We start from the raw sequence: 22833 nt of genomic DNA, 5'->3' as shown, positions 1-22833 counted from the left end.
ACCTTGCTTACCGGATAATATTAAAATTGTCTTTATCAGAAAAAAAGTGGCGCTTACCAAAAAAGTTTTCAACACGCAAAGGTTTTCGGAAGTGGTAAACCACGAATAGGTAAATTTGTATCAGGAAATTGGATAATTTTAAACCGTTAATACTCAAACCACATACAAATGAACAAACTATTTGCGGCCTGTATGCTGCTTATTGGCATGATGGTTTCTGCCCAGCAGTTATCATCGCCAAACAAAAACCTGCAGCTTACCTTTGCCCTTTCTGCCAAAGGGGAGCCTACATACGCGCTTACGTATAAAAATAAGCCGGTTATTAAAACCAGTAAATTAGGTATAGATACTAAAGACATAGCCCCGCTGCTAAACGGCTTTACTATAGACAAAACCGAAACCAGCACTTTTGACGAAACCTGGACACCGGTATGGGGTGAGGAGAAATCCATCCGCAATAACTATAATGAGCTTTTGGTTACACTTTCACAAAAAGACCAGAAAGGCCGTTATATCCGCATCCGTTTCCGTTTGTTTAACGATGGTCTTGGCTTCCGTTACGAGTTCCCGGAACAACCGGAGCTTAACTACTTTACTATTAAGGAAGAGCATACACAGTTTGCCCTTGCCGGCGACCACAAGGCGTTTTGGCTTCCCGGCGATTACGATACCCAGGAGTACAGCACCGTAACCAGCAAGCTTAGCGAAGTGCGCGGTAAGATGAAGGCTGCTGTAACGCCAAACGCATCGCAAACTACCTTTTCGCCTACAGGGCTTCAAACCCCGCTTATGATGAAAAGTGCCGATGGCCTTTACATAAACATTCACGAGGCTGCACTGGTAAACTACTCATGCATGTCGCTTAACCTGGACGATAAAAATATGGTGCTGGAGTCTTGGCTTACACCAGATGCCATAGGTAACAAGGGAAACATCCAAACCTCGTCTACATCGCCATGGAGAACAATCATCGTTAGCGATAAGGCCGGAGACATTCTTATGTCGCGCCTGGTGTACAACCTTAACGAGCCTACCCAGTTTAAAGATGTTTCCTGGATTAAGCCTGTAAAATACGTAGGTGTATGGTGGGAAATGATTACCGGCAAGAGCACCTGGGCATACAATGACCTTACAAACGTACACCTTGGCGAACTGGATTACAGCAAAACAAAGCCAAACGGAAAGCACGCGGCTAACACCGCCCACGTAAAAGAGTATATAGACTTTGCTGCAAAGCACGGTTTTGATGCCGTATTGGTAGAAGGATGGAACGAAGGCTGGGAAGACTGGTTTGGGAAATCAAAAGAGTTTGTGTTTGATTTTATAACACCTTATCCTGATTTTGATGTAAAAGAACTGCACCGCTACGCCGAAAGTAAAGGTGTAAAGATTATTATGCACCACGAAACGTCGGGTTCGGTGCGTAACTACGAGCGCTGGATGGATAAAGCCTACCAGTTTATGGTAGACAACGGTTATAACGCTGTAAAGAGTGGCTACGTGGGTAACATACTGCCGCGCGGTGAATCTCACTACGGGCAGTGGATGGTAAACCACTACCTGTATGCTATTAAAAAAGCAGCAGACTATAAAATTATGGTTAATGCCCACGAGGCTATACGCCCTACAGGTCTTGCACGTACGTATCCTAACCTTATAGGTAATGAGGCAGCGCGCGGTACCGAATATGAATCTTTTGGCGGTAATAACCCAGACCATACTACCATATTGCCATTTACACGCCTTACCGGTGGCCCTATGGATTACACCCCAGGTATATTCCAAACCAAGATAAGCGCGTACAACCCGGATAACAACTCGTTTGTACATACTACACTGGTAAAACAGCTGGCACTGTACGTAACTTTCTACAGCCCACTACAAATGGCTGCCGACCTGCCTGAAACTTACAACAAGCACCTGGATGCGTTCCAATTTATTAAAGACGTGGCAGTAGACTGGGACCAGAGTTGGGTATTAGAAGCTGAACCGGGCGACTACATAACTATGGCACGTAAGGCTAAAGGTAAAGACGAATGGTTCCTTGGTGCTATAACCGATGAAAATGCACGTGAGGCTACCTTTACCTTTGAGTTCCTGCCAAAAGGGAAAACCTTTACAGCGACTGTTTACGCTGATGCACCGGACGCGAGTTACGACAAAAATCCGCAGGCATACGTAATTAAAAAGGTAAAAGTAACCAGCAAAACCAAGCTGAAACAAAAACTTGCCACCAGTGGCGGATGCGCTATTAGCGTTAAATAGTATTTAGTCACTATTTCGTGCCGTAGTACCTTTATTGTGAGGAGCAACAACCATGCAATCTGAGAACATAACAAGTATAAAGAACCCCGAAAGCATTACACTTTCGGGGTTTTTGTTTCATAGGCTATCTCTCTTTCATATAAAATGTTTGGTGTACTGCTATCAACATTGCGGATCCCGTAGGGGTGATTGTTTGTATAAAATTCGATAATTTATTGTGCGTAGTCGATACGTTGGTAAACCCAGTAGGGGTGATATGTTTGTAGCACGTAAACATACCTGAGTTATCGGAGCTCCGTAGGAGCGGCATATTATACAGTAAGGCACCTAAGCACAAATACAAAAAATAACCCCAAAAACGTACGCTTTTGGGGTTATATATCTTAGTTTAGATAACTAATATTTATTCCTCTTTTTTATCTTTCTTTTTAAAGATGCTGTTCAGCAGGCTTTTTCCGGCACTTTTTGCAGCGTCTTCCGCCTGTTGTTTGGTGCTGGTATTCTGCTTTGTTTTGGTAGTGTCGGTGGTAGTGCCGTTATTCTTTTTCCCGTTTAGGATGTTGCCTAGCAGCTCTTTTCCTTTTTCGGTAGCTTTTTCCTTAACATCGTTTACCACGCGGTCCTTTTCCTGTTTTGCAAGTTGTGTAACCGCGACTTTTATACCCTGGTCTACGTCAGTACTTACTTTAGGACTTTGGAATGTACCGGTAATGTTGATGTTAACCGGAACCACGATTTTACTGATGTCTACTTTTAAGGCAGCCGCTTTATCTACTAGCTGGTCAAAATCTTTAGCAGGGAGTTCTACCCCTGCAGTATACGCCATTTGCTGGTCGAAACCGTGCGTTCCACTAATTTTAATATCCTGGTTTTTGTACTTAATCACAAAAGGTAATATGTTTACCTTACTGTCGTTAAACGTAAGGTTTATCTTTTGGTTGAGGTTTAGTTTGCTTGGATCCAAAACCTTTACCTTGCTGGTAAGCGCCTGCAACACTTTCGACTTATCTGCATGTAGTACAGCATTAGCCAGGCTACCGCCCAGGTTACCGGTAAGCGACTTAAGGTCTGGTGTCATTTCTTTGCTGTCCAGGTTACCACCCACTTTTACCGCCGCGTTAAACTTACCCGAAAGCACTTCGGCAATCGGTGCTATTTTTTTCAGCATTTCAAGTTGGGTAAACGCCTGTGGAATATCTAGGCTGTTAAGTGCAAGATCCATGTTAAACGCAGGGGTTGCTTTTTTGGTAGAAACATCGCCGCTAAAGCCTATATTACCACCAAATACCGATGTTTTTGCGTTTTGTATGGCTACGGCTTCATCCCTTATAACCATTTTTCCGCCAAAGTTTTTCAGTGTAAGGTTATCATACACCACCTCGTTTGCGGCAGCTGTAATAGTACAATCCAGGAATGCCGGAATTTTAACCGCATCGCCGGCTGTAGCAGGCTTCTGTGCAGGTTCTGCTTTTTTATCGCCCTCTGTGCCTGTTTTGGCAGGGGCTGTTGCAGTGCCGGTAGTCATCAGGTCGGCTACTACCAGCTTGTTTGATTTTAGGTTAAAGTTACCCTTAAGCGTTTGCTTTTTAAACGCAAAGCCATAAAAATTATCCAGTGTACCGGTTATGGCTACATCGCTGCTGCCGGTTTTAGCATCAAAACGGTTAAGGCTCACGCGGCTTGGGTTAAACTGCAGCTGGGCCAGGCTTATTATGAATGGATTTTTAAAACCATCCATTTTGTAGTTAAATCCGCTAAGGCTGATTTGCCCGCGGTTGTCTATTTTTTCATACGCCCCTTTTTCTACCGAAGCCATGTCAAACTTGGTTTCCACGTCTGCTTTAAGTATACCCGACAGCGGTGTGTCTAGTTTAACCGGGTAAGCCTTGGTAAGGTTAGCCAGGTTAATGGTACCTTTAAGCATGGCGTCTACCAGCGGGTTTTCGGTTAGGTTACGTATGTTCGCTTTGGCATCAAATACATCCTGGTCTATGCGGAATGCAAACTGGTCTACATTTACGTAGGTGTCGTTCATTATCCCGGTTTCGTTAACCACCTTGGTATCAATATTTATATTCTTGATGCCTTTTGGAAGGTTAGGATACTGAAACGAAGCATTCTTACTCAGGAACGCTACATTAAATTTAGGAATGTGCGTATCATCCATTACACCATTTACCTTACCGTTTACGGTAAAGTTACCCTCGGTCTGTACACCGTTAAGGCTGCTGGCGTAAGCTGAAGGAATCAGTGCAAGGAAGTTTTTAAATGACGATTCCGGGGTTTTAAAGGTAATGTTTATGTCCTGGCCTTTTTCAAGCAGGGCCACGCTACCGTCAAACTCAAGGCCCATTTGGTTAACAAGCAACTTGTTTTCCTTAAAGGTATAAATACTCTTATCAAGGTCAAGCCCCAGTACAGCATCCAGTTTCAGTTTGGTATTGCGCATAAAGTTGGTCTTATCCATATCTACGGTAAGGTTCAGGTCGGTATGGGTATCAAGATCCAGCTTATTCGCGGCAAAGTTACCCTTACCGGTATGGTTAAGGCTGTCTATAACCACATTCATTTTAGAACGCTCATCGGCAAAGCGGAAGCGCAGGTTCTGTACGTAGTAGTCCTGTATGTTTAGCGCAAACGGCTTAGAAGGTTCAGTACTCTTAGCCTGTTCTTCCTGTGCTTTTTTGCGTGCAATATCAAAGTTACCCACGCCGTCTTTATTAAACAGGATGTTTACCACCGAGTTTTTTATGCCAAACGACTTAAGGTTCATAGCTTCGCCATCGCCTTTAAAGAGCTCTTTAATGCTCATGTTAAGGTTAAGTTCGCCTACGTATGCCAGGGTGTCGCCGGCAAACGGAGCCTTGTTTATAACGCTAAGCTTATCTACCGTAACGCTGGCTTCGGGGAAATTAGAAATAAAGCTCAGGCTTACGTCTTCAAAAGCCACGGTAGCATCTACCTGGTCGTTAATGGCCTTAACCACCATGCTTTTGATTTTGTCTTTAAAAATGAACGGCGTAGCTACCAGCAGTATGATGATAACCAAAAGGGATATGCCGGTCCATTTCAGGATTTTTTTTACCATAGTTTATAGTTAGTTGAAATTTTGCTTTAAATATAGCTATTAAAACGAAAATTACCTGATGTTTATTTCAAACGGCATCATAGCCTGGGTGCCTTTTATTTGAGATACCCTGCGAAGGCGCTCTATAATGCGGTAGTTTTCTTCGCCTACTTCTTGCTTTATAAGCGATTCGCGGCTTTGGAACATAGAAACACCGCTGTTACCCATATTTTGAAGGAAGGTATTAAAGTCGGCCTCATATTCAGGGTAGTCTACAGTACCATAGTCTTTCATGTTTGCTTTTTTGGCAGCATATTTTACGGCAGCATCAAGCCCGCCTATTTCATCTACAAGTCCTATGCGCTGTGCATCTGTACCGCTCCATACGCGTCCCTGGCCTATAGCATCTACAGCCTCAGGCGATAGTTTGCGCCCCTGTGCTACCCGGCTTACAAATACACCATATACCTGCTCTACGCTTTGGGTAATCACGTTGCGTGTTTTATCCTGCATAGGCTGGAAAAGGCTGTACTCTGCTCCGTTGTCATGCGTGCTTACCGTTTGGGCATGCACCCCAAGGTTATTAGCCACTTTGCTAAAGTTAGGCAGTACGCCAAATACCCCTATAGAACCTGTAATGGTACTTGCTTCGGCAAAAATACGGTCGGCACCACAAGAAATATAATAACCACCCGAAGCCGCATAGTTACCCATACTCACTACCACAGGTTTTTTCTTTTTGGCAAGTTCTACTTCTCTCCATATAAGGTCGCTGGTAAGGGCATTACCCCCTGGAGAATCTACACGAAGTACAATAGCCTTGACAGCATCGTCTTCAAGCGCGGTTTTAAATGCCTTTCGAATAGAAATTTCGCCTACCTGGTTAAGTCCGCCTTCGCCGTTGGTTATTTCGCCCTGAGCGTATATAATAGCCACCTGGTTCTCCATGCTTTTAAGCAGGTCTGCGGCAGCATTAGCCTCGGCGTAATCCAGTATGCTTATTTCTTCATAGTCTTCATCTTTAGCCACTTTAAGGGCTTTCTTAATGCCGGCACGATATTGGTCTTCGTAACCTATTTTGTCTACAAGCCCACGGGATTTAGCCATCTCCGGTGTACGGGCGCTAAGGTTTTGCGCTATGCTGTTAAGGCTGTCCTTGCTTATTTTACGGCTGGCAGCAATATCTGTAATCATACTATCCCAAAGGTCGTTTAGCAGGCCGCTCATCTGCTCGCGGTTTTCAGGGCTCATTTCGTTGGCAATAAAAGGCTCTACCGCGCTCTTATACTTACCGTGGCGTATTACCTCCATAGTAATGCCGCTTTTTTCCTGAAAATCTTTAAAGAACATTAGCTCGCTGCTAAGGCCTTTAAACTCAAATTCGCCCACCGGGTTTACGTAAAGCGTATCGGCAACCGAATTAAGGTAGTAATCCGTTTGCGCATACGTATCGGCATACGACACTACAAACTTGCCCGACTTTTTAAACTCGGCAATTTTGTCGCGCAGGGTTTTTAGCTGGGCTACCCCCAGGTTGTTTGTATTGTTAGTTATGGTAATACCTTTAATTTTTGAGTCCGTTTTAGCTACGTCTATAGCCTTAAGTACGTTTATAAGTCCGTTTTTAGGCTCTTCGTTAAAAAACGCAAACTTTTCGCTGCTAAATTTACCGGCATAGTCCATGCTTACCTTACTAAGGTCTAGTTCTATAACCGAATTGTTTTTTACTTCTACAGTTTCTTTGCTGCTACTGCCTACTGCGGCAGCAATTATCAGGATAAAGAAGAAGAACAGCAGGCAGAACAAGAAAAGGCCCACTATGGTAGATAATACATTTTTAAGAAATTGCATACGTGTATATAGTTACATTTTTGTAATTGGTAGCGGTTTTGCCCTTAATGTTACAGTTTTAGTGGTCAAATATTGCCGGTTTATTACAAATTACTGAGGCGTATTTAAAAACCACTAAACTTATTAACACCTATGCATTGCCGAAAAAATGTTTCCGTACTTTGCAGCCTTACGGAATATGGTACGGATGAAATTTCAAAACAGCGCTATACTATCCCTGGGCAGTAACATGGGCCATAGGCTTAATAACCTGCAACAGGCTATAGACTATATACATACGCACGTGGCTACGGTAGTTTCGGTTTCGGGTATTTATGAAACCCCCGCACTGGGCTTTGAGGGCGACGCTTTTTACAACTGCGCCGTAGTGGTGCATACTACCAGGAACGCCACTCAGCTACTGGAAGGCATACTGATTGCCGAGCAACAGGGAGGCCGCGTGCGTGCTGCTTCGGGCGAATACATTTCGCGTACCATTGATGTAGATATTATAGCGTTTAATGATGAGGTAATACACGAGCCGAACCTGCAGGTGCCCCATCCGCGACTGCAAGACCGTAATTTTGTACTTTATCCGCTGCGCGACGTAGCCCCACACTGGGTGCACCCGGTTTTAAAAAAGGATGTGAGCAAACTTATAGCGTCCACCACCGATAACAGCGATTGTAAGTGGGAGATGAAACTGCCTGCGCCACTTAAAGCCTACAACCCCGAGAAGTTTAACTACATAGCCATAGAGGGTAATATAGGTGCCGGAAAAACTTCATTGGCCAGTAAAATGAGTGAGGATTTTAACGGGAAGCTGGTGCTGGAGCGCTTTGCCGATAACCCGTTTTTACCCTTGTTTTACGAAGACCAGGGACGTTACGCTTTTTCGCTTGAAATGTCGTTCCTTGCAGATCGTTACCAGCAGATTACCGACGATCTTTCTCAGTTTAACCTGTTTAGCGATTTTGTGGTAGCCGACTACCATATTTTTAAGTCGCTTATTTTTTCAAAAGTTACGCTAAGCGAGGACGAGTACCGCCTCTACCGCCGCCTGTTTGATATTATGTACAAGGAGTTGCCAAAGCCCGGCTTGTACGTATACCTGTACCAAAACACGCCCCGCTTGTTAGAGCACATACGTAAACGCGGCCGTGACTACGAGCAGGATATTAGCACAGAGTATTTAGAGAATATCAACCGTGGTTACCTGGACTATATTAAGTCGGTTCAGGGGTTAAATGTTTTGGTTATAGATGTCACTGACCGCGACTTTGTAAACAACCAGGAAGACTATCTGTGGATTTTAGAGCAAATAAATAAGTCATAAAGTCTTAAAGTCGAAGGTCGAAAGGCGTAAAGTTGAAAGCCTGAAAGGTTATATGCTTTAAAACTACTCTTGCAGCAGTTTTTTGATGATGCATTGTCCTTGGGCTTGAATTTTTACAAGGTACATTCCGGTGGCATTACTACCCAGTTGTATGCTGTTGCCATTTTGTGTAAAATCTACTTCGCGCCCCAGTATATCATAAACCGCTACGGTATATCCTTCGAGAGCATCGGCAATACTAAAGCTTCCCGAAAAAGGGTTAGGGTACACGCTTACTTTTTCCAACATTCTATCTTTTAAGCTAAGGCTGCTGTCGCTGTCTATGAGGTACGTCCACACATCGGTAAATACGGGGGTAGTGCCGTTCATTGGAATATAAGGGTCGGCCACTATACAGCCATGAAATTTTGTAGGGTCATTGGCGGGTGTGGCCTGTGTATATAGCATGCGGCTGTTGCCGTAAGGAGGAAAAGTATTGTCGGCAAGGGTCAGCGCCCCAAAAGCAGCCATGCCATAATTAGCCCAGGTAATTTGCTCTACCGTAAAGTTTACCATTTCATCGTCCTGGTGTACAAAACCATAATACCGGTTAGTCGGCGTGGCGCCGTTCCAGGTAATCCATTCGGCGGTACGTGCCAGTGCCGTAACCCAGTCGGTAGCGGCAAACATTACCACACGGTCTACCTCGTATAACTTCGAAATAATCCCTGCATGCCCACCCCCTTGCGAGTGCCCGCTTACTACTATTTTGTTCCATTGTATGTTATCGCCGTTCATGTATTGCGCCCAGTTTTCGTTGGGGAACTGTGTGGCAAGGTATTGCAGCAGCTTTTGTGTGCGGCGTTGTATGCAGTTGTTTTGGTCCACGTTAATATCAGGGTGGCGGTCTATGCCGTCAAAAACTTCCTGCCTTGCCCTGCCGTGGCAGGTAATATCGGTAGTGCCGGCGCAGAGGTCGTTTATGGCAATATCGTTAGGGTAGGTAAGGCCTATGGCATGATACCCCAGGTTGGCTGCCAGTTTCAGGATTTGGCGATAACCCGCAGGCACCCCACCCGTACCCAGAAAAAACAGGAACAGTTTATTTTTTCGTGCCGCATTAGGGTTAGTGTACACAAAGTGGTAATTGTTTGGGGCACCACTAAGCGGATCGGCAGTGTTTGGGGCAACAATATGTTCGGTTTGCGCAAAGGCGGGAAATGCCAGCACCGCAAACACCAATAGCGTAAAGATGTATTTCATTACAAAACAGGTTTGCGGTAAATATAGCCAAAACCTATAATACTGCTGGGCCGTTCAGGGGTTGATTTGTGCGGTTGGGGAAGAAGTCCGAAGTCCGAAGTCCGAGGTTCGAGGTCGGAAGTCTCGGGTCTTGTCCGATTACTCATTCCCCTCCTGCGGAGGGGTGCCCGTAGGGCGGGGTGGATTTTATAGAATACCTCCGGGCGTTGCCCGAGGTTAGTATGCGCAACCCTTTCAGGGTCGGTGGGCTGCTTATGTGTTGCGTTTTTCAGGATATGTCTTTGCGAGCGGAGGAACGGAGCGCGGCAATCTTTAATTGTTTAATGATTTAAGTCTCGGCGGCTAATAATTTCGATGTTTCCGATTTTTGAATTAACTATTGAGATTATTTCTTCTCTATGAGAGTCTGGTATACTATTTCCCAATATTATCTTATTGAAAGCCTCTGAAGGTAACTGAATTTGCCTATCCTGTATTGTAGCAGGATGTGGCCAAAATTTCTGGGTACGATATTCTTCCTCATCTGTCCATTTTCTGAGTTTAAAGTAAACTCTATTTCTAAGTGATTCTTCCGTGGACATGAACGGTTCAGGCATCACTATTGTTAGTTCATCACAATATTTTACAGGACCGCCGCCGCCCAAATGTTTGAACATAACTTTTGTATTATATCCAATGCAAATGCCTTGATGATTACCTCCATACTTCTCCCACATTAAATCATTATTCCAATTCTCGGTTAAACTTAAAATTCCTTCGTGCTCGTAATATAGCTCTGTTGATTTTTTCATGAATTTTTTTACAATATCTGGATGATTTACATCTGAAACTTTGGACCAATACCGAGCGAAATGCCTGTGTTGTTGCCTTGTAAAATTAATGTTGTCGTTTTTCGAAGACCACATGAAATAGTTGTAAATCTGTTGTTTAGTTAGTAAATCAAAACGAGTAGGATTGTTACAGTCTAATTCATCTTCAAATGTTTTAGGAGAAGCTAAGAATACTTCTCTTTGATTTAAAAACCTTTTATGATATTCATCTGTCCAAGTTCTGTATTTATAAATCACAGGTGGTAGTTCAATATCTTCAAGTTTTGCTAAGCTTACGTTGATTTTTTCTTTATTCTCCATATCTACAATTTACCTCTCAAATTTAACAAATCTCACCTTACAAATCCATCTGTAAAAATACCTGTTTTATCCCCTCCCTAAAAATCCTTACCTTGCATCCGTTAAAAAACAAACCCATAATGAAACTACTACGCTTACTGGTGCTGTTTATTACAGTGCCTGCCATTGCCCAGCAGGGCGGTATGTGGATACCCTCACTGCTTAGCGGCCTCAACGAAAAAGAAATGAAAAACCTGGGCATGAAAATGTCGGTTAAAGACATTTATGATGTTAACCACAGCAGTCTTAAAGACGCTGTACCCCAGTTTGACGGTGGTTGTACTGCCGAGGTTATTTCTAACCAGGGCCTGCTGCTTACTAACCACCACTGCGGTTTTGATAACATACAAAGCCACAGTACCCTGGACCACGACTACCTGACCAACGGTTTTTGGGCTATGACCCTTGCCGAAGAACTGCCTAACCCGGGTGTTACCGTAATGTTTATTGTGAGCATAGACGACGTTACCACAAAAGTACTGGAAGGCACACAGGGGCTCGACGAAAAAGCGCGCCAGCAAAAAATACAGGAAAACATAAGTAGCCTTACCAAGTCGCTGCCAAAAGAGGCGTGGCAGGAAAATAGCATCCGTACCTTTTATGAAGGTAACCAGTACATCCGTTTTGTAACGGAGACCTTTAAAGATATCCGCCTGGTGGGTGCACCGCCATCGAGCATTGGTAAATTTGGTAGTGACACAGACAACTGGGTGTGGCCGCGCCATACGGGCGATTTTAGTATGTTTCGTATCTATGCCGATAAAAACAACCGCCCGGCAGAGTACAGCAAGGATAACGTTCCGTATAAGCCGAAACACTTTTTCCCTGTTAACATAGGTGGCGTTAAACAAAACGATTTTACCATGGTATTTGGTTACCCGGGCCGTACTACAGAGTATCTTCCGGCTGTAGCCGTAGAACAGATAATGAATGTGCTCGATCCGGCCAAGATTGAGGTGCGCGATGCTGCCCTTAAAGTAGAGGATGGTTTTATGCGCAAAGACCAGCAGATAAAAATTCAGTATGCGGCTAAATATGCCGGTATAGCTAACTATTGGAAAAAATGGATAGGCGAGGTGCAGGGGCTTAAAAAGAGTAACGCTGTAGGCATTAAGCGTGATTACGAAAAGAAATTTACCCAGTGGGTAAATAAAGCGGGCAAACAAGCCGAATACGGTAATCTTCTACCGGAATTTGAAAAGAATTATAAAGCTATAGAGCAGTATGCCCTTGCACGCGACTATTTTGTTGAGGTGGCCCTGCGTAATACAGAGCTGCTAACCATTGGCTACCGCTTATATCAGCTGGAGCAGGCGTACACTGCTAAAGGCGCACAAACATTTAACGACCGTAAAGGCAATACCCTAAAAGCACTGGAAGGTACGTATAAAGATTACAGCAAAGCGGTAGACGAAAAGGTTTTTGAACAGCTTATGGCGCTGTACTTAACCAAGTCGCCTAAGCAGTTTTTGCCGGAATCGCTGGCTAATGCTAACGTGGCCCAACTTACTGCTGAGGTGTACGGTAAAAGCAAGCTAACCAGCTACAGCGGCGTACAGCAACTTTTAGAGGGCGAGCCGGCTGCTATTATAGAAAGGCTGAATGCCGATAAAGGTTATCAGGTTATTAAGGCTATGGCATTGGCGTACTATGATAAGGTAATGCCTAAGTACGAGGAAATCAACCTGAAAATTACCGCCCTGCAGCGTACCTACATGAAAGCCATACTGGAACTTAGCCCTAAAGATGCGCGAATTTTTCCTGATGCTAACAGCACCCTTCGCGTAACCTACGGTAAGGTAAAAGGCTATGAGCCACGCGATGCCGTATACTACGAGCCTATGACGTATCTGGATGGGGTGATTGAAAAATACGTTCCAGGCGATTATGAGTTTGATGTGCCACAAAAGCTTATCGACTTATATAACAAGAAAGATTACGGCCAGTACGGCGAAAACGGTAAAATGCCGGTATGCTTTATTGCTACTAACCATACTACAGGCGGTAACAGCGGCAGCCCGGCAATAGATGCAAAAGGAAACCTTATAGGGCTTAACTTTGACCGTGTTTGGGAAGGTACCATGAGCGATATTCATTACGATCCTGAAATTTGCCGAAACATTATGGTAGATATGCGTTATGTGTTGTTTATTGTAGACAAGTTTGCCGGGGCGTCGCACCTGGTAAAAGAGATGAAACTTGTAAAGTAAAACGTACCCTAAATCTTATTTTTGGGCACTTTTAGTTGAAATAGTAAGACTGCAAAAGCTGAGAATGTTTCGATTAACGTGTTAAAAACAAGGTTTTTAGTGGTAATGTATTGACTTTCAGAGCGAAAACCTCCGAAAAAAAAATTGTGTAATAAATATTTTGCAGTGTCAAAAAATTTATATCTTTGCTCCGAGTTAATAATTAACCTTTATAATTTAGTAAGATGAAAAAAGTTGTTTTAAGCCTAGCCCTAGTTGCTGTACTAGGTCTTTCTTTCACTTCATGCAAAAAATCTGAGGCTGCTGCTGAAGCTACTGCTGATTCTACAGCTGTAGAAGCTCCTGCTGCTGAGCCAGTTGCTACTGACTCTGCTGCTACTGCTACTGATTCTGCTGCTAAGCCAGCTGATTCTGCTGCTGCTCCAGCTGCTGAAGCTCCTGCTGCTCACTAAGAAGCGACAGATAAACAAAAGCATTAGAAAGCCACGCATTGCGTGGCTTTTCTTATTTTATAACTGTACTGTATGATTTGCCTTTAACGGGTTTAAAAAGAAAACCCGGCTGTATTACGTAAAATACAACCGGGCTCCGTAAATATAAACCAACCTAATCTTTTTTAGCTCACAATAAATAGTCCTGCTATACTGTTTGCAACCTGGCCTGTAATAGGCTCGTCAAACGATTCTGTGTAAGAACCTGAACCAAACGCAGGGTTACCTGATGTGGCGGTATACCTGGTAATGTCTATACCCGCCTGGTTTGTGTTTTGTTCGCCATCATAAACAGCCTGAGTTTGTTCTGGCATACCTGCACCACGGGTGTTTCCGGTAATCCATCCTTTTAGTCCTCTTAGCCTGCGTATTTGCGATGCGTGGCGTGCTTCTACACTGTGTATTTGCAGCGCGGCGGTAAGTACATCACCGTTAGATAGCAAGTTACCTGCCTGTCCTTTGTATGCGCGCACCCCTGTGTCTTCAAATGCTTGTGCAAGCGCCAGGAAGGTTTGGTAATCGCCAAAGGTGTCAAACGCTCCGCCTACAGTAAAATCAAATGTAGGTTTTGCAGGTGCTGCCGCGCCAAGCGCATTTTTAAGGAACGCCACGTGTGCGTTTTCGTGCTGGCTGATTTGCGCTATTATAGTACGGTCTGAGCCTGTAACAAGTCCGTTTGTACTTAGTGCAGTAGCATAGAATTCATCTTCCAGGTATTCTAGTACCAAAGCCAGTTTAAGTGCATCTGTAACACTGTCTGCTGTAGCTGCTGTAGCGTAGGCGGTGTTCGCTGCTTTAGCACGTTGCGTAAACAGGGTAGCAAGCCCCAGTGGTAGCGCTGCCATAGCTGCATTTGCGCCTATTTTTCCAAATTGGCCAAAGCTGTCGCGGCGGTTGCTTTTATCGTTAAGGCTGCTTAGCATGCCTTCATTTGTAAACGACTCTATAAATTTTAAGATGTTCATAATGTTCCGGTTTATGTGGGTTAGCAATTAAGGAAGGTAGTTTGCGGTAAATGCAGTTTGTATAAAGTTAAGCGCTGCAACATCTGGTATTACCATGCTTGGTTTGTCGGCAAGGTCCAGTCCGTTTGCGTCTACTATGTCATTTCCTGCAAAACTAGCGGTACCCGGGCTTATAAGGCTACGGATGGCACTGGCATGGCGTGCTTCTACAGAAACAATTTTACCTGCTATAAGTAGGTAATCTGCACTCTGAATATAGCGGCCTGCACCGTTGTACGCTCTTACGCCGGTATCTTCAAGTGCTTTTGCTGTTCCCAGTACGCTGTCCCTGTTGTTAAAGTTTACGCTATTGTAGGCAAACTGTAGGGTAGGGAGTACCTCGCCTGCTGTGCCTGCCAATGCTGCGGTAATGGCAGTTTTAAAAAATTCCCTGTGTAGTACTTCGTGTGCATATAAGTCGGCAAGAACCTGTTGTTCTTCGCTATTAAAAATACTACCGAAGGTATTGCTGTTTACAACCCTTGTGTAAAAGTCGGCTTCTAGCTGCTCCAGTGCGTAGGCATAAGTTAGTATACCGGCATCACCACCACCAAGGTCAAATTTTCCGTTTCTTACTCCCGGCAGCTGGCTGCTGTCTGGAGTGGCTGGTGGATTGTCGTCATCGCTACATCCGGCAAGCAGCAATCCTGTGCCGGCTAGTGTAAGTCCGCTTATTTTAAGGAAGCTCCTCCGGCTGGCAAGATTTGTTGCCGGTGAGGTGGCAACTTCAGTTACAGTTACTTTTGTACTTTTCATAATGAAACATTTAAGTGGTTATACGTTTTATAGTATGTTCATGTGTTTAACCTAAGTTCACTATTATATACGCCAAGTAAATGTTAACGGTTTTACGGTTTTGAGATATTTTGTGTGGTATTAACAAAAAATTGTGTTTTTCTGTATAAACCTTTGCGGATAGCATTGTAAAAAAGCCTAGTGTTTTCGGTGATTGTTGCAGATTTTTGCATTTTTTTGCAAAATTTTGCAAAATTGTTTTTCTTGTATTTTTTTTGATTTTTTATTAAAAGATTAACTTTTCATCATAAGAAAACGTTTTATTTTTACCGAAAATTCTTTCAAACAGAGTGTTTTGTTTGTGAATCTTTTTACTAAATTGTGTAATGATTACGTTTTGATAAAGCGAACTGTAACATTTTCGCAAAAATTTCGTTATTTTTACACTGTAATTCATCTCCCGGAATATGAGACCAAAAGCGACGTTAAAACAAATTGCAAAAGAACTTGGCGTATCTGTATCAACAGTGTCTAAGGCACTAAGTAACAGCCCGGAAATTAGCGAGCCTACTAAAATTAAGGTTCAGGAATTTGCCAAGCTTAAAAACTATAAGCCAAATAACATTGCCGTTAACCTTAAAAGCAAAAGATCTAAGACCATTGGGGTTATAATACCTAATATACTTAATCCGTTTTTTGCTAAGGTATTTAGCGGTATAGAAAAAGCGGCTAATGCCAGGGGATACAATGTTATTACCTGTATAAGCAATGAATCGCTTAAAAAGGAAATCACGGCTATGGATATGCTTAGTAACGGTACTATAGACGGATTTATACTTTCGGTAGCCGATGAAACCCAAAAGGAGCACGAGTTTAAACACTTTAAAGACGCTATTGCCGACGATATTCCTATTGTAATGTTCGACAGGATATCTGAAGATGTAAACTGCGACAAAGTTATAGTAGATGATTTTGACTCTGCCGTAAATGCTGTAAACCACCTTATAAAAACAGGCTGTAAAAACATAGCGCTTATAAGCAACATAGATAACCTTAGTGTAGGGCAACTGCGTGCAGAAGGGTATCTTGAGGCACTTAAGGCCAATGGCGTGGCAATAAACGAAGACCTTATACTTCGATGCGAAAGTACAGAGGAACTGGATGAAAAATTCCCGGCGTTTTTTGATATAAAAGGTAAAAAGATTGACGGTGTTTTTGCGCTGGAAGAATCTGCTTCGGTTACGGCGCACAAGGCTGTACTTAAGGCAGGATTCAGAATTCCTGAAGATGTGCAGCTTATCGGTTTTGCCGATGGTGTATGGTCGCGCAGGCTTACGCCAAGCCTTAGTACGGTAAGCCAGCATGGCCCGGAAATAGGGGAGGCTGCTGCCGAAACACTGATTAACAGGCTGGAGAGCAAGGAGGGCGAAGAACTGCCTTACGAAACTAAAGTGATTAAAACAGAACTCCGCCAAAGGGATTCTACTAAGAAATTGTAATAATTTTTATTAGTCCACTTATACATATTAAAAGGAGCCGGCAAAACCGGCTCCTTTTTTTACGCTTTAAAATATAAAGTTTATTTTTTTGTAAAGTAGGTGGTGGTGCCCCCTTGGTCCAGCGTAAACCCCTTAGTATCAAACGTCATTTTTACCCCAGATCCTTCATGTATAAATTCGTTGTCAGAAAGTGGGGTAATGTAAAACGTGCCCTGCTCATCGGCGTGTACACGCAGTTTTCCTTTAACCAGTTTTACATTGATTACAAAGGGCAGCTTTTCGTTGCCGTAGTTACCCTCATATTGTTTTAGCCTGTCTTCATCCACATCGGCCTTTTCCAGTACCGGGAAACGGTACGGAAGCTTATAATAACAGCTAAGCACCCCCTTAACAATATCGTTAAAGCTAAAGTTTACCGCATTACCCGCCAGGGCTATCCCGAAATTTTCTTTAGGATAATAGCCTACAACGGTTTCAAAGCCTTCAATGCTGCCGCTGTGCCCTATAAACTTTCGTTCGCCAAACGGAAAGTTTAGCAATCCCTTGCCGTACCCAAAATCTAACGTAGCCATATCGGCAACCGACTTTTTAGATATTATTTTGCCTGCCCACAGCGCTTCCATAAAACGGGTGAGGTCTTCGGGAGTGCTTTGTAAGTTCCCTACACCCGTTGCGGCTGTTTCGTGCCATTCAGACACCTGCTGCCAGTGGTCTTTTACGTAGCGGTACGATGAGGCTTCGTTTTTCTTAGGGTTTATCTTCCCTGCGTAGGTAGTGTTTTTCAGCCCCGCTTTGTTTAATATGCGCTCGGTAACCGCTTCTTTATACGTTTTATGGGTAATATCCTGAATGATGTAAGACAGTAACAGGTAGTTGCTGTCGCTGAGTGCAGCTTTAGTACCCGGGTCAAAAACCGAAGGGTATTTATACACGCGTTCCAGCATATCCCGGCGTAGTTGCTGAGACCCCGCTTTGCTTATAAAAGTGCTGTCAGCCGTATAGTTGTATATGCCGCTGGTATGGTTCAGCAGGTTATAAATGGTTATATTTTCGGCATTTTTCACCTTCGGGAAAAACTCGCTCAGCTTAGTGGTGGGTTTTAATTTCTTTTCCTCAATAAGCTGAAACACCATACAGGCGGTAAACATTTTTGTAATGCCGCCTATTTTATATCGGGTAAAAGGGGTAGCTTTTGTTTTGGTAGCCAGGTCTGCGCTGCCGTAGGCTTTGGTAAACACAATACGGTCTTTTTCGCGAAGGGTAATGCTTCCCATAAACTTACCGTTTTGGTACAGGTAGGTCATCAGGCTGTCTATTTTCCTAAATTTAGCCCCCTCATGGTCTCCTTGCGCAAAACCCGAAAGGCTTACTGTAATAAGCAGTACTGATAAAAACTTTTTCATAGTGGTTGCTACGTTTGTATATAGGTGCGTTATCTTTAATTTAACCTTTTGCCTAGGTAGTTTTATTGTCGTTAAACTAATTCCGAATAATTGTTAGATTTCATTCCAGGTCAAATAACCGGATTACCAAATAACCGCATAACCCCGCCAAAACAATTAATGCGCTTCCAGCCAGTTTAAGCCCTCGCCCAGTTCCACCTCAAGCGGTACCGAAAGGGTAAACGCATTTTCCATTTCGTGCTTTATCATGGGCTTTATGCGCTCCAGCTCTTCCTTATAAACGTCAAAAACAAGTTCGTCGTGTACCTGTAGCAACATTTTGCTTTTCCAGCCCTCGGTAACCAGTTTTTTCTGAATGTTAATCATGGCAATTTTAATAATATCGGCAGCGCTGCCCTGTATAGGGGCGTTTACCGCGTTTCGTTCGGCGGCGCCACGCACCACTGCATTAGCTGAGTTAATATCTTTAAGGTAACGCCTGCGCCCCAGCACGGTGGTTACATAGCCGTTTTCGCGTGCGGTTTCTATCTGCTCGCTTATGTATTGTTTAAGGCGCGGGTAGGTTTTGTAGTACGCGTCTATAAGGTCTTTACTTTCGCTGCGGCTCAGGGTAGTCTGGTTACTAAGCCCAAATGCCGATACGCCATATATAATACCAAAGTTTACCGTTTTTGCATGGCTACGCTGCTCACGAGTAACCTCGTTAAGGGCTACATTAAATACCTTGGCGGCAGTACTGGCGTGAATGTCTTCATGGTTTTGGAACGAACGTACCATTTCAGGGTCTTCGCTCAGCGCAGCTATAATGCGCAGCTCTATTTGCGAGTAGTCGGCACTTACCAGTACGTAATCTTCATTGCGTGCCACAAATGCCTTGCGTATCTGCCTGCCACGTTCTGTACGGATAGGAATGTTTTGCAGGTTAGGGTTGTTGCTGCTTAGTCGGCCTGTAGCGGCCACCGTTTGCATATAATCGGTATGTACGCGGCCGGTTTTTGGTTCTACTTGTCCCGGTAGTGCATCTACATACGTGTTTTGCAGTTTTACCAGTTGTCGCCAGTCCAGTATATCCTGTACAATAGGGCTTTCATTGGCCAGGTACGATAGCACTTCCTCTCCGGTGGCATACTGTCCGGTTTTGGTTTTCTTTTGCTTGGCACCGCCTATTTTCATTTTGTCAAACAGGATTTCGCCCAGCTGTTTTGGAGAGCCCAGGTTAAACGACTCCCCGGCAGCTTCATAAATGCGCTGTTCCAGTGCCTTTACATCGGCGGTCAGGATTGCAGACAGTTCTTTAAGGTAGCCTACGTTAAGGTTAATGCCTTCGGTTTCCATAGCGGCAAGCACCGGCATTAACGGAATTTCTATTTCATCAAACAGCTTTTTGGTGCCTGTTTTTTCCAGCATGGGCGCAAAAACCTCTTTTAGTTGCAGGGTAATATCGGCATCCTCTACAGCGTATTCCTTAATGCGTTCCAGTTCTACATCGCGCATACTTTTTTGCCCTTTGCCTTTTTTGCCAATAAGAGCCTCGATAGGCATAGGCGAATACTTAAGGTAGGTTTCGGCAAGTATATCCATTCCATGGCGCATATCCGGATTTATAAGGTAATGCGCTATCATGGTGTCAAAAAACTTACCCTTTACCGTAACCCCATAGTTGTTTAAAATTTCGAGGTCGTATTTAAGGTTTTGGCCTATCTTTTCAATGTTCTCGTCTTCAAAAAACGGACGGAATTTATCTACAATGGCTTGGGCTTCGTTACGGTCTGCGGGTACGGGTACGTAAAACCCTTTGCCTTTCTCCCACGAAAAAGACATACCTACAAGCTCAGCCGTAAGAGCGCAGATACCCGTAGTTTCGGTGTCAAAGCTTACTGAGGTTTGCTTTAGCAGGTTGCTTACAAGGAAGTTTACAGCCATACCCTGTGCCACCTGGTAGTGGTGGTCTGTATTTTCCAGGGTGTTGTAAAAAGCATTGTGCCCTGCGCCGGCATCTTCATTGTCGTCAAAGCCAAACAGGTTGGTTTGGTTTTCGTCTTTTTTACCGCTTTTTTTGGCAGGTGCGGTGGGTGCGTCTGCGGCATTAGGATTTATTTCGTCGTATTCCTCTCCGTGGCCAAACAGCTTATGGAACTGGTCTGCCATACGGCGGAATTCCAGCTCATTAAACAACGCTTCTACTTTTTCGGTATCGGGTTTGGTAAGCTCGTAATCGTGCTCGTCAAAGGTTACGCTGCAATCAGTAATTATAGTAGCCAGCTTTTTAGAAAGCATGCCCAGCTCTTTATTATTCTCTATGTTTTCTCGCATTTTTCCTTTTAGCTCGTGGGTATTTGCTAAAAGATTTTCCATGCTGCCATACTCTTTAAGGAGTTTTTTAGCAGTTTTTTCGCCTACGCCCGGTAATCCCGGAATGTTGTCTACGGCATCGCCCATCATGCCCAGGTAATCTATAACCTGTTCCGTACGTTCTATTTCAAAACGGTCCAGTACTTCTTTAACACCCCAAATTTCTATGTCGTTACCCATACGTGCCGGGCGGTACATAAATATATTTTCGGTTACCAGCTGCGCAAAATCCTTATCCGGGGTTACCATATACACTTTATAACCCTGTTTTTCGGCCTGCTGGGCTACGGTGCCTATAAGGTCGTCTGCCTCGCAGCCGGCAAGTTCTATAACCGGTATGTGCATGGCACGCAGAATTTCCTGTATGTAAGGTACCGCTATGCGTATGGCTTCGGGGGTTTCGTCGCGGTTTGCCTTGTATGCGGTAAACATCTCGGTACGTACGGCACTGCCTTCCTTGTCAAAGGCTACAGCGAGGTGATCTGGGCGTTCGCGCTTTATTACATCGAGCAGCGAATTCATAAAGCCCATAATGGCACTGGTGTCCATTCCTTTGCTGTTAATCCTCGGGTTTTTTATAAAGGCGTAGTACCCACGGAAAATAAGTGCGTAGGCATCGAGCAGGAAAAGTCGTTTTTGCTGGGACATGAGTCGTTTTTTGTTTGGATGTAAAAATACTGAAACCTGTCTTAATAAAAAACCTCTGCAGGGTTTATAAAAAGATGCAGCGCCCGTAAGCTATGTGTAAGCCTGCGGGCGCTGTGTATATAGAGTGTAGTTTTGTTCGTTATTTCTATTTTCAAAATTACACGCTAAATAGCCAACTAAATCCTAACAATCTGATAGTGTTTTCATAAAAAATTACCTGACACGTATACTGACACATACTGCCATGGCACATTTTGTGCTGTATCATCCCGCGGCACATTTTTGCCGAAATATTTTACACACAAACACACATCCATGCGTTATATCATCTTACCGCTGTTGCTTATTTTTTTTGTAGTCAGCGAGATTTATACTTTTATTGCTGTAAAAGAGGCTGCAAAAAGCCGCTGGTTCCACTGGGCCTACCTGGCCGTAACCCTGCTTATCATCGCCTACATTGTTTACTCTTTTACACAGTTTGACCGCAGGCAGGGGCAAACACGCCAAACCTTATTTACCATTGGTTTACTATTGCTTACCGTTGTGCCAAAGCTTTTGGTAACCATAGTTATGCTTGGCGAAGATATTGTAAGGGTATTTAGCGGCACCATACGTGCTTTTAGCGGACAGACAGGCCAGCCTTTTTTTGCCGAACGCCGCCGCTTTGTTAGCCTTGCTGCGCTGGGTGTGGCTGCTGTGCCGTTTTTGTCGTTGCTGTACGGTGTTACAGAAGGCAAGTATCATTTTAAGGTGCGAAAGAAGACCTTAACATTCCCGGATCTTCCGGATGCTTTTGATGGTTTTACCATAACACAGATATCTGATGTGCACAGCGGAAGTTTTGATGATAAGGAAAAAATAGAACACGCTATAGATCTGATTAACGGGCAAAAGACCGACATAGTGCTGTTTACGGGAGATATAGTAAATACCCATGCTAAAGAAATGCACCCGTGGATTGATACTTTTAAACGTATACACACGCCTGCCTTTGGTAAATATTCGGTATTGGGTAACCATGATTACGGCGAATATGTGCCTTGGCCTACCGAAGCCGAAAAGCAAGCCAACTTTAATGCGATTAAAGACCTGCACAGAAAAATTGATTTTAAGCTGTTGCTTAACGAGCACATTAAACTACATAAAGACGGACAGGAAATCGCGCTGGTAGGAGTGGAGAACTGGGGGCATAACTTTAAAAAAGCCGGCGATCTTAATAAGGCTTCTGGGACGCTGGGCAAAGACGATTTTAAAATATTAATGAGCCACGACCCAAGCCACTGGGATTTAGAAGTGCAGCACGATCCAAGGCACTACCAGCTTACCCTTAGCGGACATACGCACGGCTTTCAGTTTGGTATAGAAATTCCCGGTTTTATAAAATGGAGCCCTGTGCAGTACGTGTATAAACAATGGGCGGGGCTGTACAATAACCTTGGCAGGTATATATATGTAAACCGCGGTTTTGGGTTCCATGCGTATCCGGGTAGGGTAGGTATATGGCCAGAGATTACAGTGCTTACACTAAAAAAAGGTTAATTAGTAGCGTGGTATTGTAAAAATGCTATATTTGTATGAAATT

Annotated in this window: 14 protein-coding genes; 6 read left to right on the top strand and 8 right to left on the bottom strand. The window is 43.9% G+C overall.

Annotated elements, in window-relative coordinates; translation table 11 throughout:
* Nucleotides 1-168: 168 nt before the first annotated feature.
* On the top strand, nt 169-2265 hold the full coding sequence (locus ACLI08_RS11140) for a glycoside hydrolase family 97 protein (RefSeq protein WP_411428564.1): 2097 nt from the start codon (nt 169-171) through the stop codon (nt 2263-2265).
* A gap of 403 nt (nt 2266-2668) precedes the next feature.
* Here the strand turns inward: ACLI08_RS11140 and ACLI08_RS11135 are convergent, their stop codons facing one another.
* Nucleotides 2669-5353, bottom strand: a complete 2685-nt coding sequence (locus ACLI08_RS11135; protein ID WP_411428563.1) for an AsmA-like C-terminal region-containing protein — start codon at nt 5351-5353, stop codon at nt 2669-2671.
* A 51-nt stretch (nt 5354-5404) separates the two neighbouring features.
* Complete coding sequence (sppA, locus tag ACLI08_RS11130; protein WP_411428562.1) at nt 5405-7183, bottom strand: signal peptide peptidase SppA; 1779 nt, start codon at nt 7181-7183, stop codon at nt 5405-5407.
* 187 nt (nt 7184-7370) lie between these two features.
* On the opposite strand from sppA, the gene folK reads away from it, so the two are divergent.
* Complete coding sequence (folK, locus tag ACLI08_RS11125; RefSeq protein WP_411428561.1) at nt 7371-8498, top strand: 2-amino-4-hydroxy-6-hydroxymethyldihydropteridine diphosphokinase; 1128 nt, start codon at nt 7371-7373, stop codon at nt 8496-8498.
* A gap of 63 nt (nt 8499-8561) precedes the next feature.
* Here the strand turns inward: folK and ACLI08_RS11120 are convergent, their stop codons facing one another.
* Both ACLI08_RS11120 and ACLI08_RS11115 read right to left on the bottom strand, forming a co-directional pair.
* The gene (locus ACLI08_RS11120; protein WP_411428560.1) at nt 8562-9740 is read right to left on the bottom strand and encodes a T9SS type A sorting domain-containing protein; all 1179 of its coding nucleotides are present in this window, start codon (nt 9738-9740) and stop codon (nt 8562-8564) included.
* Nucleotides 9741-10060: 320 nt separating this feature from the next.
* On the bottom strand, nt 10061-10870 hold the full coding sequence (locus ACLI08_RS11115; protein WP_411428559.1) for a DUF2971 domain-containing protein: 810 nt from the start codon (nt 10868-10870) through the stop codon (nt 10061-10063).
* 119 nt (nt 10871-10989) lie between these two features.
* On the opposite strand from ACLI08_RS11115, the gene ACLI08_RS11110 reads away from it, so the two are divergent.
* Together ACLI08_RS11110 and ACLI08_RS11105 are read left to right on the top strand one after the other, a co-directional pair.
* Nucleotides 10990-13119, top strand: coding sequence for a S46 family peptidase (locus tag ACLI08_RS11110; protein WP_411428558.1), 2130 nt, complete (start codon nt 10990-10992; stop codon nt 13117-13119).
* A gap of 224 nt (nt 13120-13343) precedes the next feature.
* Nucleotides 13344-13571 carry a hypothetical protein gene (locus tag ACLI08_RS11105; RefSeq protein ID WP_411428557.1) on the top strand — a complete coding sequence of 76 codons (228 nt, stop codon included), beginning with the start codon at nt 13344-13346 and terminating at the stop codon, nt 13569-13571.
* Between the two features lie 164 nt (nt 13572-13735).
* On the opposite strand, the gene ACLI08_RS11100 is transcribed toward ACLI08_RS11105, so the two are convergent.
* Both ACLI08_RS11100 and ACLI08_RS11095 read right to left on the bottom strand, forming a co-directional pair.
* Complete coding sequence (locus ACLI08_RS11100; RefSeq protein WP_411428556.1) at nt 13736-14575, bottom strand: ferritin-like domain-containing protein; 840 nt, start codon at nt 14573-14575, stop codon at nt 13736-13738.
* 27 nt (nt 14576-14602) lie between these two features.
* Nucleotides 14603-15370, bottom strand: a complete 768-nt coding sequence (locus tag ACLI08_RS11095) for a ferritin-like domain-containing protein (RefSeq protein ID WP_411428555.1) — start codon at nt 15368-15370, stop codon at nt 14603-14605.
* A gap of 446 nt (nt 15371-15816) precedes the next feature.
* On the opposite strand from ACLI08_RS11095, the gene ACLI08_RS11090 reads away from it, so the two are divergent.
* Nucleotides 15817-16848 carry a LacI family DNA-binding transcriptional regulator gene (locus ACLI08_RS11090; RefSeq protein WP_411428554.1) on the top strand — a complete coding sequence of 344 codons (1032 nt, stop codon included), beginning with the start codon at nt 15817-15819 and terminating at the stop codon, nt 16846-16848.
* An 80-nt stretch (nt 16849-16928) separates the two neighbouring features.
* Here the strand turns inward: ACLI08_RS11090 and ACLI08_RS11085 are convergent, their stop codons facing one another.
* Together ACLI08_RS11085 and polA are read right to left on the bottom strand one after the other, a co-directional pair.
* The gene (locus ACLI08_RS11085; protein ID WP_411428553.1) at nt 16929-18251 is read right to left on the bottom strand and encodes a serine hydrolase domain-containing protein; all 1323 of its coding nucleotides are present in this window, start codon (nt 18249-18251) and stop codon (nt 16929-16931) included.
* A 156-nt stretch (nt 18252-18407) separates the two neighbouring features.
* Complete coding sequence (gene polA, locus ACLI08_RS11080) at nt 18408-21251, bottom strand: DNA polymerase I (RefSeq protein WP_411428552.1); 2844 nt, start codon at nt 21249-21251, stop codon at nt 18408-18410.
* 315 nt (nt 21252-21566) lie between these two features.
* Here polA and ACLI08_RS11075 point away from each other — a divergent pair, with 315 nt between their 5' ends.
* On the top strand, nt 21567-22790 hold the full coding sequence (locus tag ACLI08_RS11075) for a metallophosphoesterase (RefSeq protein WP_411428551.1): 1224 nt from the start codon (nt 21567-21569) through the stop codon (nt 22788-22790).
* Nucleotides 22791-22833: the final 43 nt, after the last annotated feature.

The sequence above is a fragment of the Flavobacterium sp. RNTU_13 genome (assembly GCF_046614455.1).
GTDB lineage: Bacteria > Bacteroidota > Bacteroidia > Flavobacteriales > Flavobacteriaceae > Flavobacterium.
The sequence above is the reverse complement of the archived record's forward strand: the minus strand, read 5'-3'. Positions and strand labels throughout refer to the sequence as shown.